Below are 14,935 nucleotides of genomic sequence, written 5' to 3' on the forward strand. Positions count from 1 at the left end.
TTCATGGGAGGTGGGCCTCATGGCATTCCAGAAGTCTCTACTACAGGCACGAAAAATACCGGCGGCTCTAACCCTGCTCTTTATGGTAGCGGCCCTAGGCTTCTACATGTCGGCGCGGGTCAGCGAGGAGCATTACATCGGGCTTGGAGTCCTATCGCTCTACATGTTTCTTGGGGCTCTGCTCTCTGGGGCTGTGTGGGTCGCCTGCATTGTGATAAGGCGGCACACCAGCCCCGCTCGCCCATCAGATAAACCGTAACGAGGGGCTGCTCTAGCTCTTGGTTCCCATGGGGCCGGGGGTATCGGCTGCTGCTGTCTGCTTCTTCCAGTTCGCCCCGAAGTAGCGGTCTTTAAAACGCATTACCGGCACTTCGACCACCAGATACATCGCCACACCGGCGGCCACGCCCAGCGGGGCCAGCAGGGCAACCTGGGCCAGGGTAGGCAGCCCGTGCAGGTGGGGTTCCAGGGCCTTGAAGAGCACGTCGTGCACCAGGTAAATGCTATAGCTCGACAGGCCAATCAGCTGTAGGGGTCGCCAGGCCAAGAAGCGGTGCACAGTAGCACCCAGCGGCTGGCGCGAAGCAACCAGGCCCCAGAGCATCACAGCGGACGCCGCCCAAGCCTGGAGTGAATAGCGCACCGTATCGCGGAAGGTATCATCACGAATCACCAGGGTCAGCAGGTAGACCCCCAGGGCGGCACAAAGCACCCAGTTGCGCCCCAGAAGCGGGATGGTGCGTCCGTCCTGAATCAGGGCCCCCGACCGGTAGCGGCGGCCCACGACCTCACGCCCCAGCACCATCTCATCCGCGGCGTAGCGGTGGTACCACAGGGCGGTAAGCATGCCGATGGCAATAGCCTCCATACGGGTGTCAGTACCGAAGTAGATGCGATCGGCGCTAGCACCGGCGTCATGCAGAACCCAGCGAGAGAGCGACGAGTAGAGCACCACGGCCACACCCAGCACAGTCAGGGCCCGCCGGTAGGCAGTCCAGCGCACCAGCACCAGCCAAATCAGGGCAAAGACCAGGTAAAACTGCTCTTCAATCGACAGGGACCACATCACGTGCGTACCCGGCAGTACCGTAATCTGCGAGTCCAGGTAGCGCAGGTTAAAGAAGAAGAAGACCTGCCCCAGGAAGTCCAGGGTATCGACGGCCCCACCCATCGACCGATAGACCAGCGTGGGTATCACAATCGCCAGAATCAGGGGCGGAGCGATTTTGAGCAGGCGGCGAATATAAAAGCCTGCCAGGTCGAACCCGCCGGTCTTATCACGCTCCCGCAGCAGCAGGTAAGTGATGATGAAGCCCGAGATAGCAAAGAAAATCGTTACGCCCGACCCTCCCGGCACAAAGGTTAGTCCGGCATGGGAAAACACCACCAGCAGCACCGCAAAAGCGCGCATCGCGTCAATGTGGGCATAGCGGTTCATGGCGTAGAAATCCCCTCTAAATCAAGTGCGGTGTGTGGCGGTGCCCTGAGAAAGCGCGAACAGGCACCCACCTACCTTACCGGCTAGCAGCGCAGGTGGGCAGGCACTTTTTAGGGGATAGCTACGCGATATGGGTGACAGAACCGGTTAGGACGCCGGGGCCAGCACCTCCTGCCGGGCGGCATCCAGGCGGGCTTCGGCGTCCGCAACGTGCTGCTGCACCGTTTCGACCCGACGGGCGATGGTGGCGGTGCGGGTGCAGTCGGTGCCGCAATCACCGGCGCAACGGGTCATAGCCAGGGCTTCAGCGCAAAGGGCTAGGGAGTTACCCGCCTTGGAAAGCGCCCGGTGCAGGTCGGAGTACACCCCGGTAGGAGAAGCGGGGATATCGTTTGATTCGCTGGGGGCCAGGCGCTGAGCCTCAGCGGCAATAGTGCGGACGCGCGGCAGCAGGTCAGCCAGGTCATTAGCCAGGGGGACAAGCTCTTCAAAAGTGGGACCGGCGGGCACACGCTCAAGAATCTGGTGGAAGCGGTCGAGGCCACGGACGAAGCGGTCGTGGGCGCGACGCCAGAGGCCTTTGCCGAGTTCGGCGTCGTCCCTGCGGCTCTGCAGGAAGTCTTTGATACCCACGGTTACTCCTTTCACGAGGTCTACATACTTAGGTTACCCTAATATCGCTGTTCCCCAGAGAAGGTACCATCGTAGTCAGAAATACCCAGCTAGTTCGTGGGTTTTTCTGACTACGATGGTACCTACCGTGGTCAGCTAGCAGCACCGAGCTCCCGGGTTCTTATCGAGGGAGTCGGTGTAGTCTTTCCAGAACTCCCGCTCGGTCATAGGAGCGTGGGCGCAGCCGCTGGCGCGGTGGTGGGCCAGGTACTTCTGGTACTTATCTGCGCCCATAACTCCGTTAGCGAACCAGCGGACGCGGGCGAGGAAAGAACGGATGCTCATACTCCCCTCCTAGTGGCCACTGTGCCCGGCAGAACCGCTGATCTGGTCGGGGTGCTTGCGGTAGAACTCCTGCCACTGGGCCTCTAGCTCCCGCTCGGCGGGGGTGGCAATCATGCCAGCCGGGGCGTAGAGCTTCGACTCGATGTAGGGGTTTTCCTTGCTTTCCTTCGCGTGGCCGTTCTTAGCCTTGACGACCTCAATCAGGGCGGTAACAACGACCACCAGGGTCAGCACCACGAAGAGGATTGAAAGCGAGCCCTGCACGAAGGTGTTGCGTACAACCGCCTCCATGGCAGCGACGTCCTTCGCCGCACCCAGCGAGGTTTCACCGGCCGCCAGGGCGTCCTTGTAGCGGAAGTGGTTAGCCCAGTAGCCCACAGCGGGGTTGGACGAGAAAATCTTCTGGTAGGAGCCCACCACCGTAACGACCAGGTCGAAGACCAGGGGCAGGGCGATAATCCAGAGGTACTTGAAGCGGCCCTTGTTCGCGGCAATCGCCAGGCAGACAGCCAGCGCAACAGCAGCCAGCAGCTGGTTGGCGATACCGAAGAGGGGGTAGAAGGTGTTGATGCCGCCGAGCGGGTCGGTGACACCCAGAATCAGAATCGAACCCCAGCCTGCCACCATGACGGCGGTGGTCAGCCAGGCGCCCAGTCGCCAGTTATGGTCGCGGAACTTGGGGAAGAAGTTGCCCAGGGTATCCGAGAGCATGAAGCGGGCTACGCGGGTACCGGCGTCCACCGCGGTGAGGATGAAGAGGGCCTCAAACATGATGGCGAAGTGGTACCAGAAGCTGGTGAGTTCGAACCAGGGCAGCATCTGGTTGAGAATCAGCGCCATACCCACAGCCAGGGTGGGGGCGCCACCGGTGCGAGAGACGATAGAGTGCTCGCCGACGGCGTCCGCAGTGCCCTGCAGCAGTTCGGGGGTGACGTGCACGCCAGTCAGGCCCAGGGAGTTAACGAAAACGGCCGCTGATTCGACGGTACCGCCGGTTGCCCCGGCTGCTGAGTTCATGGCGAAGTAGATGCCGCGGTCGATGGTGACAGCAGCGACCAGGGCCATGATGGCGACGAAGGATTCCATGAGCATGCCGCCGTAGCCAATGAAACGGGTCTGGCGTTCCTTTTCAACCATCTTGGGAGTGGTACCCGAGGCGATGAGGGCGTGGAAGCCAGACAGAGCACCGCAGGCGATGGTGACAAAGAGGAAGGGGAAGAGGGAACCTGACCAGACGGGGCCGTCGGCGCGGCCGGCGAACTCGCTGATGGCGGGGACGGTGATTTCGGGGCGGACGACGATAATGCCGACAGCCAGCAGCACGATGGTGCCCACCTTCATGAAGGTTGAAAGGTAGTCGCGCGGGGCGAGCAGCAACCAGACGGGCAGGACGGCGGCGATAAAGCCGTAGATAATGACGCACCAGGCCAGGGTAACGCGGTCAAGCAGCAGGTACTCCATACCCCAGGCGGTGTTGGAGACCCAGCCGCCGCCCACGATAGCGGCCATGAGCAGGACGAAGCCAATCAGCGACACTTCGCCCACCTTACCGGGGCGCAGGTAGCGCAGGTAAACGCCCATAAAGAGGGCGATGGGGATAGTCATACCTACCGAGAAAACACCCCAGGGGGATTCACCCAGGGCGTTGACCACGACCAGGGCAAGGATAGCGGTAATGATGATCATGATGGCCAGGGTTGCCAGAATGGCGGCGTAGCCACCTACGGTTCCTAGCTCTTCCTTGGCCATCTGGCCCAGGGAGCGTCCGCCCCGGCGCATGGAGAAGAAGAGCACCAGGTAGTCCTGCACGGCACCGGCAAAGATAACGCCGACGATAATCCAGATGGTGCCGGGCAAAAAGCCCATCTGGGCTGCCAGGACGGGGCCCACCAGGGGGCCAGCGCCCGCGATAGCGGCGAAGTGGTGGCCGTAGAGTACGCGGCGGTCGGTGGCGGCGTAGTCCTTGCCGTCAGCGTCGTATTCGGCGGGGGTCGCGCGGCGGTCATCGGGCTGGGTGAGCTTGGCTTCGATGAAGCGGGCGTAGAAACGGTAGGCAATCAGGTAGCTACAGACGGCGGCGAAGACGAACCAGATGGCGTTGACGGTTTCGCCGCGGAAGATAGCGATCATGGACCAGGAAACCGCTCCGACCAGGGCGATGAGGGCCCAGATGGCGATAGTTTTGGGCTTCCAGGTACGGTGTTCGGCATCGAGCACGTCGGGGTCGACGTAGGGCTTCGGCCGCTCCTGCTCTAGGGTTGAAGAGCTCTGTGGTGACATGGTGAGGCTCCAATGTGACTGTGATATCCCACAACTGTGTGGGTGTGTGCACTCACACAATACTCTCCTATGGGCGCCAGGTCACATATTACGGCGCTTGTGACGCTGCTTTTCGCTTACCTGCCGGTAGGGCACCCGCCTCAGAGGCGCGGACGCCCGCAGATTAGGGGGTCAGCAGGATTTTGCCGCGATGCTCCCCGGCTTCTAAATGGGCGTGGGCTTCTGATGCCCGCTCAAGCGGGAAGACAGCGCTGGTATGGTTCGAGATTTCCCCACTTTCGATTAGGGGCCACACGAGCTGCCCCACACCGTCCACAATGCGGGCCTTATCAGCAGCCGACCGCGAGCGCAGGGAAGTGGCGTGCACGCTCAAGCGGCGCGGGAGCATATAGCCCAGGTTGAGCTGCCCCTTGGGGCCGCCCTGCAGGCCGATGACGGCCATAGAGCCATCTACCGCCAGGGTCTTAATGTTCTCTTCTAGGTAGGCTCCCCCCACAACGTCCAGGATGTAGTCGGCCCCGCGTCCGTCCGTAAGCTGGCGAGCGGTTTTGCGAAAGTCCTGAGTGCGGTAATTGATAGCCTCAGCGCCCAGGGTCCGGATGAAGTCGCACTTTTCATCACTACCACCGGTGGCAAAAACCTGCAGCCCCAGGGCTCGGGCCAGTTCGATAGCGTGGGTGCCGATGCCGCCGGTGCCACCGTGAATGAGCAGGGTTTTGCCGTTGTTGCCCTCGGGGCGGGGTGCAACCCCCAGGGTAAGAACCAGGTTGGAGTAGACCGTTGCAGCCACCTCAATGAGGCCGGCGGCGTCTTCGAGGCTGACGCCTTCGGGCACCGGCAGGGTGTGGTTCAGGTCCACCGCCACGTACTCGGCATACCCACCGCCAGCGAGCAGGGCGACCCGCTCCAGGTTCAGGTAGGCTTCATCGACACCCTCCCCCATGGCTTCCACCGTGCCCGAGACCTCCAGGCCGTAGATGGAACTAGCCCCAGGGGGCGGAGGGTAAAAGCCCTGCCGCTGGGAGACGTCCGCCCGGTTGACCCCGCTGGCCGCCACCCGCAGCAGCACCTGACCGGGGCCGGGTGTCGGCGTAGGCTGCTCGCTCACGATCAGCACCTCGGGGCCGCCGTGTTCTTCTTCGAGGATGGCGCGCATGGGGACTCCTTTTCTCACAGGGTTTTCTGCCCCTTACCGGGGCAGCTAGGCGGACGGACGACTGCTATCCACCCTTACACCTCAGCCTAACGAGAGCAAGGGCACAAAGACCACTATTTTGCTTTAGGGCGGCAACTGTGTACCATGGTAGGAGTGCTCAGCACAGTTTGGATGGTTGTCCGAGCGGCCGAAGGAGCTGGTCTTGAAAACCAGTAGGCGGCAACCCCGTCTCGTGGGTTCAAATCCCACACCATCCGCCACGAAGCCCGCTTCCGTAAGGGAGCGGGCTTTTTCATGCCCGGGTTCAGAGACAGAAGCAGGGGCAAGGCCTCAGCCTACCCCCGCTCGTTCTACGTCAAAAACTTCTAGTATTAGTAGCTAGAAGAAGTGCCGGCGGTGCCAATCAGAATAACGATAAAGGCAATATAGGCGATGATAAACAGCAGGGAAAGGATGCCCAGAACCAGACCAATCCAGCCGGTGACCTTACCGACGGTTGCTTCAGCTCCGTAGGATTCAGCCTTACGAACCTGAGAAAGGGCAAGGGGGCCAAAAACCACGCCGAGGCCCGCAATCACGATGGACAGAATGCCGAAAATCATGGCGTTCTGGGCGTGCTTCTGCCCCTCGGGGTTTACAGCAACCTGGCCGTAGGGCTGGTTGTAGTTCTGGGCGTAGGGCTGCTCGCTGGGCGCACTGTAGGAGCCGTAGTTCTGCTGTGAGTTCTGTGGGTCGTGCTGGTTATACGATTCTGACACGCCTATTTCCTTACCGCTGATTATTGGACGCTATCTATGCCAGTTTATCAAGCTGGTCTCAGCCACCTCCAGGGTGAATGCCTGCATCTCACGGGGTTTTGACCGCCGCTACTTTTGTCGCTAGTATGGGTAGAGCTGTGTTGCTAGGCCACGTTGACGAGCCTCTACACAGACTATGGAGACGTGCCAGAGCGGCCGAATGGACTTCACTGCTAATGAAGGGTCGGGGTTAAACTCGACCGGGGGTTCAAATCCCCCCGTCTCCGCCACAAAACCCCGGTTGACCTTGGTCGACCGGGGTTTTTCTGTACCTTCACGGCACTCTGCTGGCAAGTGTGCTGCTAACCGCCAAATGTGGCGATGCCGCCGCCACATTTGGCGGTTAGCGCCACAGGTGCGGACGCCCCACCCGCGCGGACGTCCGCTAGAAGGTCGCGAAGTGGGTGAGGCGGGCCTCGCCCTCAATCAGCTGGTCCCAGTCACCGCTTACCTCAAAAACGGTCAGGGACGAGGGGGCATACCCGTAGGAGGCATCCATCAGCGCCTCGTACTCTGAATCGGGGCGGGCAAGCTGCAGGGCGGCGTCCTGCACTCCGGGGAGGTGGGCAATCAGCATCAGGGACTGCACCCCGGCGGGGGTGCGGTTGATAGCTGTGAGCAGGGCTGAGGCCGGTGCGTTGTAGAGGCGTTCATCCAGACTAGCGGTGGGCGCTTTCTCTCCCAGGGCGTCTGAAACCCAGGTAGTGGTCTGCCTGGTACGTAGTGCCGCTGAGCTGACCAGCATCTCGGGTATCAGCCCCTTCTCCTTCAACCATGCCCCGGCCCGCTGAGCCTGCTCACTCCCATGACGGGTCAAGGGGCGGTTGAAATCGTCAAGCCCCCAGTCAGCTTCAGCATGACGCATGATAATGAGGGTGCGGGCATCGTGACGTGGCAGGGCGAAATCGGTCATACACCCATCCTAACCGTCGAGGCCGATAAAGCGCTTGAGCAGGTAAATGGTCTCTTCAGGCTTCTCAGAGTGTACCCAGTGCCCGGCTCCCTTGATCACCACACGGCGCACCAGGGGGAAAAGCCGTTTCATGGGCTCAAGGTCGGCATCTGTAATATAGGGGGATTCCCCACCTGCGACCCACAGTACCGGCTTCTCAAAAACTCCGTCAGCCCCCGGCCAGCCCATAATCTCGGGCAGGTGGCGACGGAGCATCTGTAGGTTGGGTTCCCAGGAGTTACCGGTCTTAGACATGGTCAGATTCTGTAGAAGAAAAGCTCGAGTGCCGGCAGCTGGTACATTGACTGCCAGGTCAGCTTCGGCCTGGGAACGGGTAGTGTAGGTGTCGATCGGCAGGTTCAGCATAGAATCCATGAGAATCTCAAAGCTACCCTTAGATTCCCCCGGGGCGATATCGATAACGACCAGCTTGCTCACCAAGTGGGGGTGGCGCAAGGCCAGCAGCATAGCGATTTTGCCGCCCATAGAGTGCCCCATGAGCACGATGGGCTCACCGGCACTATAGTTTTCCACTGCCTCAGCTGCCAGGTCTGCCATCTGCCGATAGTCGAAGCTCTCTGTCCAGTAGCTAGCGCCGTGGTTAGGCAGGTCAACCAGCAGGGTCTGCACGCCCTCCCCCAGTCCCTTGGCGATACGGGTGAAGTTCTTTCCACGCCCCAGCAGGCCGTGCAGAAATACGGTTTTAGTGGGCCCAGAGCCAACCAGGGATGTTTTCAGAGCGGGTACAGTCATGCCCTCTACTCTACTACCGCCCGCTCACCCGGCGGCGGGGAGCCGGGGCGGGAGCGTCCGCTCATCCGGCGGCGGGGAGCCGGGGCGGGAGCGTCCGCACACACAAAGAGCGCCGCACCCAGCCTGCATAGCTGAGCGCGGCGCTCTCGTCTGATTGGTGTGTGCCTAGATAGAGTATTCCGGTGCCGCCCAGACAACGACCTCGGGGTGCTCGTAGAAGCGGTAGCCCTGGCCGCGCACGGTACGCACGGTATTCGATAGGCGACCCAGCTTAGAGCGCAGACGGCGGATATGCACGTCGATGGTGCGCTCATTGGGGATTTCTTCAGCGTCACGCCACAGGCTGGTGAGCAGCTCTTCGCGGGCAACGGTGCGCTGGCCGTTCTCAACCAGGTAGTTGAGGAGCTCAAACTCCTTGTAGGTGAGGTTGAGCAGTTCGCCGTCCAGGTAAACCTCGCGGCGGGAAAGATCAATCAGCACGCCCACTGAGTGGGTGGGCTTGGCGTCCTCGCCACCGTGATGAGCGGACGCCGGTACCGCCTCAGGCTGGTAGTGCACAGCGGTGGGATCGCCCAGAGCATTGCGGACGACCTCAAGGTCGCTACCCTGTGCATCGGCAGGGGCCAGCGCCACAGCGGCGTAGGACTCTGCGCCGGGCACCTGGTTCTGCACGTAGGCGCGGGTATCTTGGACGATTCGCACCAAAGAGGTTCCGTGGTTAGCGGCAGCTTCTTCGCTAAGGCCAACATAAATGACGAAGCCGCGAGCTTCGTTCTCCTGCGCAGCTGCGCGCGGAGGCTCAGGCTTGTAGGTCATAGGGCGAAGATTAGCGGGCTGCTGCTTTGCAATACCACGGCTATGACCGGCTACACCCTGCTGGCGCTGAGCGGCAGAACGGTTGCGCTGCGAGATGTGAACATACCCCGGTGCACCTGACATTTTGCCTACCTTCTCCCTGTATGAGTCGAGCATTAGTGTGTGGTTCCGCTAGAAAGCAAACCCCGTGTGCGGGTGGGCCTGCTGTCTACTTTTAATCGTTGTCCGAATTTGTATTTAAAGCAAGTAATATTCGCGTATTTTTTCAACTTATCTGAGTCTAGCCTCTGGGTGGGCGTCAGCAAACATGAAAACCCTTACACCCCACGGCATACTTTTACACTCTAGGTTCTGAATAAAGCCTTGACACCCCCGGTTTTCTGCATATTTTTACCTACCGAAAAAACCAGACAGCTAGAACGCCTGAAATTCAAATGTCAATACCTTTTTGTGGCCAAATCTCACCATGCAATATATTTGCCATCACGCACCGGGCCCGCAGCAGGCGTCCGCCCCTATAAAAACAGGGGCAGCCCGCCACCCGGCGAGCTACCCCTAGGCTAAAGGCAGTGAGCTAAAAAATCCCTACTCAGCGACCCCGTAGAGGCGGTCACCGGCATCGCCCAGACCGGGCACAATGTAGGCCTTCTCGTTGAGGCGCTCGTCCTGGGCGGCCAGGAAGAGGTCGACGTTCTCAAGGCCGTCAACGCCCTTCTCAAGGGCCTCAATACCCTCAGGGGCACCCAGTACGCATACGCAGGTGATGTGCTCAGCGCCGCGAGCGCGCAGGAACTTGATGGACTCAATCAGGGTACCGCCAGTGGCCAGCATGGGGTCCAGCACATAGACCTGACGGCCGGTGAGATCCTCGGGGAGACGCTCGGCATAGGTGACGATATCCAGGGTTTCCTCGTTGCGAGCCATACCCAGGAAGCCCACCTCAGCGGTAGGAATAAGGCGGGTCATGCCCTCTAGCATGCCCAGACCAGCGCGCAGGATCGGCACAATCAGGGGGCGGGGGTTGGCAATGTGCGAGCCGACGGTGGTAGCAACCGGGGTTTCAACTTCGCGGGGCTCAACGCGAATCTCGCGGGTAGCCTCGTAGGCCAGCAGAGTGACGAGCTCGTCAACAAGCTGGCGGAAAATCGGGGAGGGGGTGTTCTTATCGCGAAGAACGGTAATTTTGTGGTCAACCAGGGGGTGGTCCAGAACTTTAATACGCATAGTTAAAAGCTACCACTGGGCGCCAGTCCGTGAAGAGTTGGAGGGCAAACGAGTATCATGCGGGTAGCACGGCTGGGCAGGTTTATGTCAGATTTACGTTGCAGAGCCTTTCTCAGGCACGAAAAAACCCGCTCCCTCTAGCTCTCACTAGGGGAAACGGGTTTTTACTTGTGGCGGTGACGGAGGGATTTGAACCCTCGGTACGGGGTTACCGTACACAACATTTCGAGTGTTGCACCTTCGGCCGCTCGGACACGTCACCAAACTCTGGAAATTTTACCCTAGATACCCTGGTCACTCAACTCAGTGGGGCCAGTAGGCAGGGCTCTAGCCCTGGATGTAGCCGTCGATGGTGAGCATAGCCAGCTCGGCTCCCTCGTCGGGGGTGCGCTCTGCGCCGTGGCGGGTTTCGTCCATGGAGAGCATGAAGACCGCGCCAAAGATAATGAGGGAGACCCCCTCGATGGAGCGGTCCGTTCGAACGGTGTAGCGGCTTGCCAGTCGGCTAATGAGCTCGCGGATAAAGCGCATAATATCTGCACGGATCAAATCTGTGGTGGGTGACCAGTCAGCACCGGCCCGCCAGAGTTCTGAAACCCAGAGCCGGGCGAAGCCGGGGTGCTCGCGCAGGTAAATAATGGCTGCATACAAGGCGCTGCGCAGGGCTTCCCTGGGGTCCTCATGGTCGCTGGCAACCGTCATTTCAGCCAGCAGGAGCTTGGCACCATACTGCAGGAGCTGGTCAATCATGGTCTTCTTCGACCCAAAATTGTAGTAGACCGTACCTTTGGAAACCCCAGCGCGCTCTGCAATGTCTTCTACTGTGGTAGCGGTGGGTCCGCCCTCGCTCATGATGTCCATGGCAGCTTCGAAGAGTTTGAGTTGGGTCTTATTGGTGCGTCCGGGGCGGCGCTTGCTCGCCTCAACCACCGGTGTTTGGTGTGCGTAGACGACCGTTTCTGCCTGCTGCGCGGCCATGCCCTCCCCCTTACGGTACTTGAAAAAATGATGTTTCTTTTTCAAAGATACATGATGACGGGGCGGGGCAGGCAGTTTTCTGCCGTACGTTTGCGGGGCAATTCGGCCTAGGAGCGATGTTTTCTAAAGAAAGTAGTCAGGAGCTCGGCGCATTCCTTCTCAAGCACACCGGGGTAGACCTCCACCCAGTGGTTTACCTTGCGGTCGCGCAGCACATCGTAGACACTTCCCGCCGCCCCGGTTTTTTCTTCCCAGGCCCCCATGACTACCGTGGACAGGCGGGCTAGCAGGATAGCCCCGGCGCACATGAGGCAGGGTTCGAGGGTGACCACCAGGGTGCAGCCCTCTAGCCGCCAGCTTCCCAGGTGCTCCGCGGCCTGGCGGATAGCGATAACCTCGGCATGGGCGGTAGGGTCGGCGTCCGCCTCGCGCCGGTTGTAGCCACGCCCGATAACCTGCCCGGCAGCGTCCACAACTACCGCACCGATGGGCACATCGTCGCTGGCTAGGGCCAGCTTTGCCTGGTCGATGGCCTGGCGCATGAGGGCTTCGTGCTGTAGGTTGCGCGGACGCGTGGGCAGGGCGGATCGGGGCATGGTTCCTTCGGCGCGTGCTTAGTTGGTAAGGGCCAGGGCGTAGGGCAGGACGGCGGTCGCACCGGCTGCCCGCAAGGTGCGAGCGGTGACGGTGGTTGACCAGCGAGAGTCAATTCTATCGGTGACGAGGAGAACCGGGCCCGGGTTGGTCGCCAGATAGTTGGCCGCTGCCGGGGGCAGGCGGTAGGCGTTCAGCACCCCGGCACAGCGGAAGACGCTGTTGCCGCCGAAGTGGGCGGGGGCGTCCGCCAGTTCAAAGTCGCCCAGGTCGGCCAGGCGTCCGGCTGCGGCAATACCGCGGGCCAGTGAGGATGCCAGCTGCGGACGCACTGGCGAGGGCAGCCCAATGACGGCGACCGGGCGCTCCGCCCAGCCCCATTCGGCCAGTACCTGCAGGCTGGCCCTGCCCAGGTCGGTGGGGACGGGGCCGTCCACGGGCTGTCCGTCGGGTCCGGGGGCGAAAATCTCGCGCAGGCGGTTGCCCCAGCCCAGGTCGGTCAGGCGGGCTAGTGCCCGGCCCTCACTAGCGCGTTCAGTCTCGGCGATCTTGCCGCGCAGGGGCTTGCCGGTGACTTCATGTACCGCCTGGGGAACCAGGCGGTCAAGGCCGGTGGGCCACATGCCGCGCGGCTCAATGAGTACGCCCACGCGGGCCAGGGCCGCCCCTGCCTGCTCGGTCAGGGCCGGGTTGAAGCCGGTGGGGTACCAGGGCCCGGCGCACACGTCGCAGATGCCGCAGGGACGGGCTGTGGTGTCGTCCAGTTCGCGGGCGAGGAAGACCATGCGGCAGGTATCGGTGTGCTGGTAGGCCAGCATGGCTTCCTGCTCACGCTGACGGGCCTGACGCACCCGGGCATAGCGGGGGGCGTCATAGTGCCAGGGAGCTCCGGTCGCCACCCAGCCGCGGGAACCGCGTTCCACAGCCCCCTCTACCGCTAAGACCTTGAGAAGCAGGTCAAGAGAGGAGCGTCTAACATCGACTCGGGTTTCGAGGGCTGGCACGCTCAGCTCTGTGCCCGCGGCGGTTGCCTCGGTCAGCGCCGCCAGCACGGCACCGGTGTTTTCTTCGGTCGGCATCGAGGCGGTGGCGAAGTACTCCCAGATTTCCCTGTCTTCGCTGCCGGGTAGCAGGAGCACATCGGCCTTGATAGCGCCACGACCGGCTCGGCCCACCTGCTGGTAGTAGGCTACAGCGCTGGAGGGCGCCCCAAGGTGCACCACAAACCCCAGGTCAGGCTTATCAAAGCCCATCCCCAGGGCACTGGTAGCGACCAGGGCTTTGACCCGATTTTCTTTCAGGGCACTTTCGGCCTCGCGCCGTTCATCGGGGTCGGTTTTACCGGTATAGGCCAGCACCTCGTAGCCGGCGGCCCGCAGGGCTGTAGCGGTATCTTCAGCCGCTGAGACGGTCAGGGTGTAGACAATGCCAGAGCCCGGCAGGCTGCCAAGGTGGGTGGCCAGCCAGCCCAGGCGATCGCTGGCGGTAGGCAGGGTAAGGACGCCCAGGCGTAACGAGTCGCGGGACAGCGGGCCCCGCAGAATAAACACGTCATCAGCGGAGCCCGCACTACCCTGCTGCCGGGTGCCGAGCTGCTCGGCGACGTCCTGCACCACCCGCTCGTTAGCGGTTGCGGTGGTAGCCAGCACGGGGACGCCGGTGGGCAGGGCCGCAATCAGGTCGCGGATACGGCGGTAGTCGGGGCGGAAGTCGTGCCCCCAGTCAGAGATGCAGTGGGCCTCGTCAATGACCAGCAGGCCGCAGGTACGCACCAACTCGGGTAGCCAGTCTGAGCGGAAGGAGGGGTTATTGAGCCGCTCAGGGCCTACCAGCAGCACATCGAGTTCACCGGCAGCGAGCTGGGCGCGCACGGCGTCCCACTCGGTCACGTTCGACGAGTTGACCATAGCTGCCCGCACCCCGGCACGGGCAGCGGCCTCTACCTGGTCGCGCATGAGGGCCAGCAGGGGCGAGACGATGAGGGCGGGCCCGCTCCCCCGCCTGCGCAGGAGCAGGGCGGAGAGGAAGTAGACCGCCGACTTACCCCAGCCAGTTCGCTGGATTACCAGGGCCCGGCGGCGCTGCTGTACCAGGGCCTCAATGGCCTCAAACTGGCCGGGATGGAAGGCGGCAGCCGGGTTGCCGGTCAGGCGGGCAAGGAGCTCGGTAGCCTCGGCCCGCAGGCTCCCGGGCGAAAGGACGCCGCCCGCCACCGGGTCTGGCTGTTGAGGCAGGGGCACTAGCGCTGGCCCCGGTCAGCACCCAGGTAGGCCTGCTGCAGCTTCCACTGCTGGTAGGCCTTGATCTGACGCATGTAGGTTGAGACGGGGTTCTTCCAGACGAAGACCAAAAAGACGATAGCTAGCACACCAGCGAGCAGGTCTACCAGCATGGTCCAGTGGAAGACCAGAAGCAGGGTCAGCGCGCCCATGAGCAGGTTCAGAGCCTGGATGCTCGCCACGACGGTCAGAACGATACGGGCCCAGTTATGACCCTTGTTCATCATGATGGTGAAGAAGACGAGCAGGGCTGACCAGATAAGACCAAAGACCAGACCCATAATGAGGCCGGCAGTAGCGAAACCTGCATCTGCGCTCGCAGTTATCTCAGCCTCCGCCGCAGCGAAGTCTTCTTCGGTCATTATCCCGCTGAAGAGGGAGAGGATGCTGTTGCTCGTTGCCTGCTGAATCTCCTGATAGAAGATAGTGCCCAGAATAGACCCCAGAACGCCCAGGCCAATCATCACGTACATGATGAGGCTGGCGGTTTTGAGGGCCTGCGGGCGCTCGGGTGCATCCATGTGGGCGGGGAGGCCCTGCCCGTAGGCCTGGGCATAGCCGGCGTAGGCGCCCTGCTCGGTGTAGTAGCCGGGCTGGGTTGCCGAATAGGCCGGGGGCTGGGCCTGGTTGGGGTAGGCCGGGGGCTGCTGGGGCTGGTAGTTACCGGTGGTGTTGTCGTTGCCGGGGTACTGGCTCACGGGGTCCTCCTGG

Annotated in this window: 15 protein-coding genes and 3 tRNA genes; 3 read left to right on the forward strand and 15 right to left on the reverse strand. The window is 61.8% G+C overall.

Annotated elements, in window-relative coordinates; translation table 11 throughout:
• Positions 1-19: 19 nt before the first annotated feature.
• Positions 20-259 carry a hypothetical protein gene (locus tag L6963_RS07460; protein WP_237196437.1) on the forward strand — a complete coding sequence of 80 codons (240 nt, stop codon included), beginning with the start codon at positions 20-22 and terminating at the stop codon, positions 257-259.
• Between the two features lie 12 nt (positions 260-271).
• On the opposite strand, the gene L6963_RS07465 is transcribed toward L6963_RS07460, so the two are convergent.
• From L6963_RS07465 to L6963_RS07485, 5 genes are all read right to left on the reverse strand, one after another.
• Positions 272-1,438 (reverse strand): acyltransferase family protein, encoded by a 1,167-nt coding sequence (locus L6963_RS07465; protein ID WP_237207278.1) that lies wholly within the window; start codon positions 1,436-1,438, stop codon positions 272-274.
• Positions 1,439-1,585: 147 nt separating this feature from the next.
• Positions 1,586-2,071, reverse strand: a complete 486-nt coding sequence (locus tag L6963_RS07470; RefSeq protein ID WP_237207279.1) for a dehydrogenase — start codon at positions 2,069-2,071, stop codon at positions 1,586-1,588.
• 135 nt (positions 2,072-2,206) lie between these two features.
• On the reverse strand, positions 2,207-2,395 hold the full coding sequence (locus tag L6963_RS07475; RefSeq protein ID WP_185174047.1) for a YbdD/YjiX family protein: 189 nt from the start codon (positions 2,393-2,395) through the stop codon (positions 2,207-2,209).
• A 9-nt stretch (positions 2,396-2,404) separates the two neighbouring features.
• Entirely contained in the window at positions 2,405-4,675 is a 2,271-nt protein-coding gene (locus L6963_RS07480) for a carbon starvation CstA family protein (RefSeq protein WP_237207280.1), read from the reverse strand.
• Between the two features lie 163 nt (positions 4,676-4,838).
• A complete protein-coding gene (locus tag L6963_RS07485) occupies positions 4,839-5,831 on the reverse strand; it encodes an NAD(P)H-quinone oxidoreductase (protein ID WP_237207281.1) in 993 nt (330 codons plus the stop codon).
• A gap of 169 nt (positions 5,832-6,000) precedes the next feature.
• On the opposite strand from L6963_RS07485, the gene L6963_RS07490 reads away from it, so the two are divergent.
• Positions 6,001-6,091: transfer RNA gene (locus L6963_RS07490), tRNA-Ser, on the forward strand.
• A 111-nt stretch (positions 6,092-6,202) separates the two neighbouring features.
• Here L6963_RS07490 and L6963_RS07495 read toward each other — a convergent pair.
• Entirely contained in the window at positions 6,203-6,589 is a 387-nt protein-coding gene (locus L6963_RS07495; protein WP_237205635.1) for a hypothetical protein, read from the reverse strand.
• 177 nt (positions 6,590-6,766) lie between these two features.
• On the opposite strand from L6963_RS07495, the gene L6963_RS07500 reads away from it, so the two are divergent.
• Positions 6,767-6,858: transfer RNA gene (locus tag L6963_RS07500), tRNA-Ser, on the forward strand.
• A gap of 155 nt (positions 6,859-7,013) precedes the next feature.
• Here L6963_RS07500 and L6963_RS07505 read toward each other — a convergent pair.
• From L6963_RS07505 to L6963_RS07545, 9 genes are all read right to left on the reverse strand, one after another.
• Positions 7,014-7,541 carry a SixA phosphatase family protein gene (locus tag L6963_RS07505; RefSeq protein WP_237199555.1) on the reverse strand — a complete coding sequence of 176 codons (528 nt, stop codon included), beginning with the start codon at positions 7,539-7,541 and terminating at the stop codon, positions 7,014-7,016.
• A gap of 9 nt (positions 7,542-7,550) precedes the next feature.
• Positions 7,551-8,333: an alpha/beta fold hydrolase gene (locus L6963_RS07510; protein WP_237207282.1), complete on the reverse strand. Its 783-nt coding sequence runs from the start codon at positions 8,331-8,333 to the stop codon at positions 7,551-7,553.
• 165 nt (positions 8,334-8,498) lie between these two features.
• Positions 8,499-9,272 carry a winged helix-turn-helix domain-containing protein gene (locus tag L6963_RS07515; RefSeq protein ID WP_237185177.1) on the reverse strand — a complete coding sequence of 258 codons (774 nt, stop codon included), beginning with the start codon at positions 9,270-9,272 and terminating at the stop codon, positions 8,499-8,501.
• 462 nt (positions 9,273-9,734) lie between these two features.
• Positions 9,735-10,373, reverse strand: coding sequence for a uracil phosphoribosyltransferase (gene upp, locus L6963_RS07520; protein WP_237207283.1), 639 nt, complete (start codon positions 10,371-10,373; stop codon positions 9,735-9,737).
• A 171-nt stretch (positions 10,374-10,544) separates the two neighbouring features.
• Positions 10,545-10,635 (reverse strand) — tRNA-Ser (locus tag L6963_RS07525).
• Between the two features lie 65 nt (positions 10,636-10,700).
• Positions 10,701-11,351 carry a TetR/AcrR family transcriptional regulator gene (locus L6963_RS07530; protein WP_237207284.1) on the reverse strand — a complete coding sequence of 217 codons (651 nt, stop codon included), beginning with the start codon at positions 11,349-11,351 and terminating at the stop codon, positions 10,701-10,703.
• A gap of 107 nt (positions 11,352-11,458) precedes the next feature.
• The gene (gene tadA / locus L6963_RS07535) at positions 11,459-11,947 is read right to left on the reverse strand and encodes a tRNA adenosine(34) deaminase TadA (RefSeq protein WP_237207285.1); all 489 of its coding nucleotides are present in this window, start codon (positions 11,945-11,947) and stop codon (positions 11,459-11,461) included.
• An 18-nt stretch (positions 11,948-11,965) separates the two neighbouring features.
• Positions 11,966-14,185 (reverse strand): RecQ family ATP-dependent DNA helicase, encoded by a 2,220-nt coding sequence (locus L6963_RS07540; protein WP_423816778.1) that lies wholly within the window; start codon positions 14,183-14,185, stop codon positions 11,966-11,968.
• Positions 14,185-14,922, reverse strand: a complete 738-nt coding sequence (locus L6963_RS07545) for a hypothetical protein (RefSeq protein WP_237207286.1) — start codon at positions 14,920-14,922, stop codon at positions 14,185-14,187. Before L6963_RS07545 ends, L6963_RS07540 begins: the two co-directional genes overlap by 1 nt.
• Between the last annotated feature and the right edge of the window lie 13 nt (positions 14,923-14,935).

Source organism: Rothia nasimurium, from assembly GCF_928392795.1.
GTDB classification, from domain to species: Bacteria; Actinomycetota; Actinomycetes; order Actinomycetales; family Micrococcaceae; genus Rothia; species Rothia nasimurium_F.

Excerpts from the sequence above, each read along its gene's own strand:
- tadA (WP_237207285.1), bottom strand. The coding sequence starts at position 11,947 with ATGCCCCGATCCGCCCTGCCCACGCGTCCGCGCAACCTACAGCACGAA.
- L6963_RS07485 (WP_237207281.1), bottom strand. The coding sequence starts at position 5,831 with ATGCGCGCCATCCTCGAAGAAGAACACGGCGGCCCCGAGGTGCTGATC.
- L6963_RS07530 (WP_237207284.1), bottom strand. The coding sequence starts at position 11,351 with ATGGCCGCGCAGCAGGCAGAAACGGTCGTCTACGCACACCAAACACCG.
- L6963_RS07505 (WP_237199555.1), bottom strand. The coding sequence starts at position 7,541 with ATGACCGATTTCGCCCTGCCACGTCACGATGCCCGCACCCTCATTATC.
- L6963_RS07460 (WP_237196437.1), top strand. The coding sequence starts at position 20 with ATGGCATTCCAGAAGTCTCTACTACAGGCACGAAAAATACCGGCGGCT.
- upp (WP_237207283.1), bottom strand. The coding sequence starts at position 10,373 with ATGCGTATTAAAGTTCTGGACCACCCCCTGGTTGACCACAAAATTACC.
- L6963_RS07515 (WP_237185177.1), bottom strand. The coding sequence starts at position 9,272 with ATGTCAGGTGCACCGGGGTATGTTCACATCTCGCAGCGCAACCGTTCT.
- L6963_RS07510 (WP_237207282.1), bottom strand. The coding sequence starts at position 8,333 with ATGACTGTACCCGCTCTGAAAACATCCCTGGTTGGCTCTGGGCCCACT.
- L6963_RS07480 (WP_237207280.1), bottom strand. The coding sequence starts at position 4,675 with ATGTCACCACAGAGCTCTTCAACCCTAGAGCAGGAGCGGCCGAAGCCC.
- L6963_RS07465 (WP_237207278.1), bottom strand. The coding sequence starts at position 1,438 with ATGAACCGCTATGCCCACATTGACGCGATGCGCGCTTTTGCGGTGCTG.
- L6963_RS07475 (WP_185174047.1), bottom strand. The coding sequence starts at position 2,395 with ATGAGCATCCGTTCTTTCCTCGCCCGCGTCCGCTGGTTCGCTAACGGA.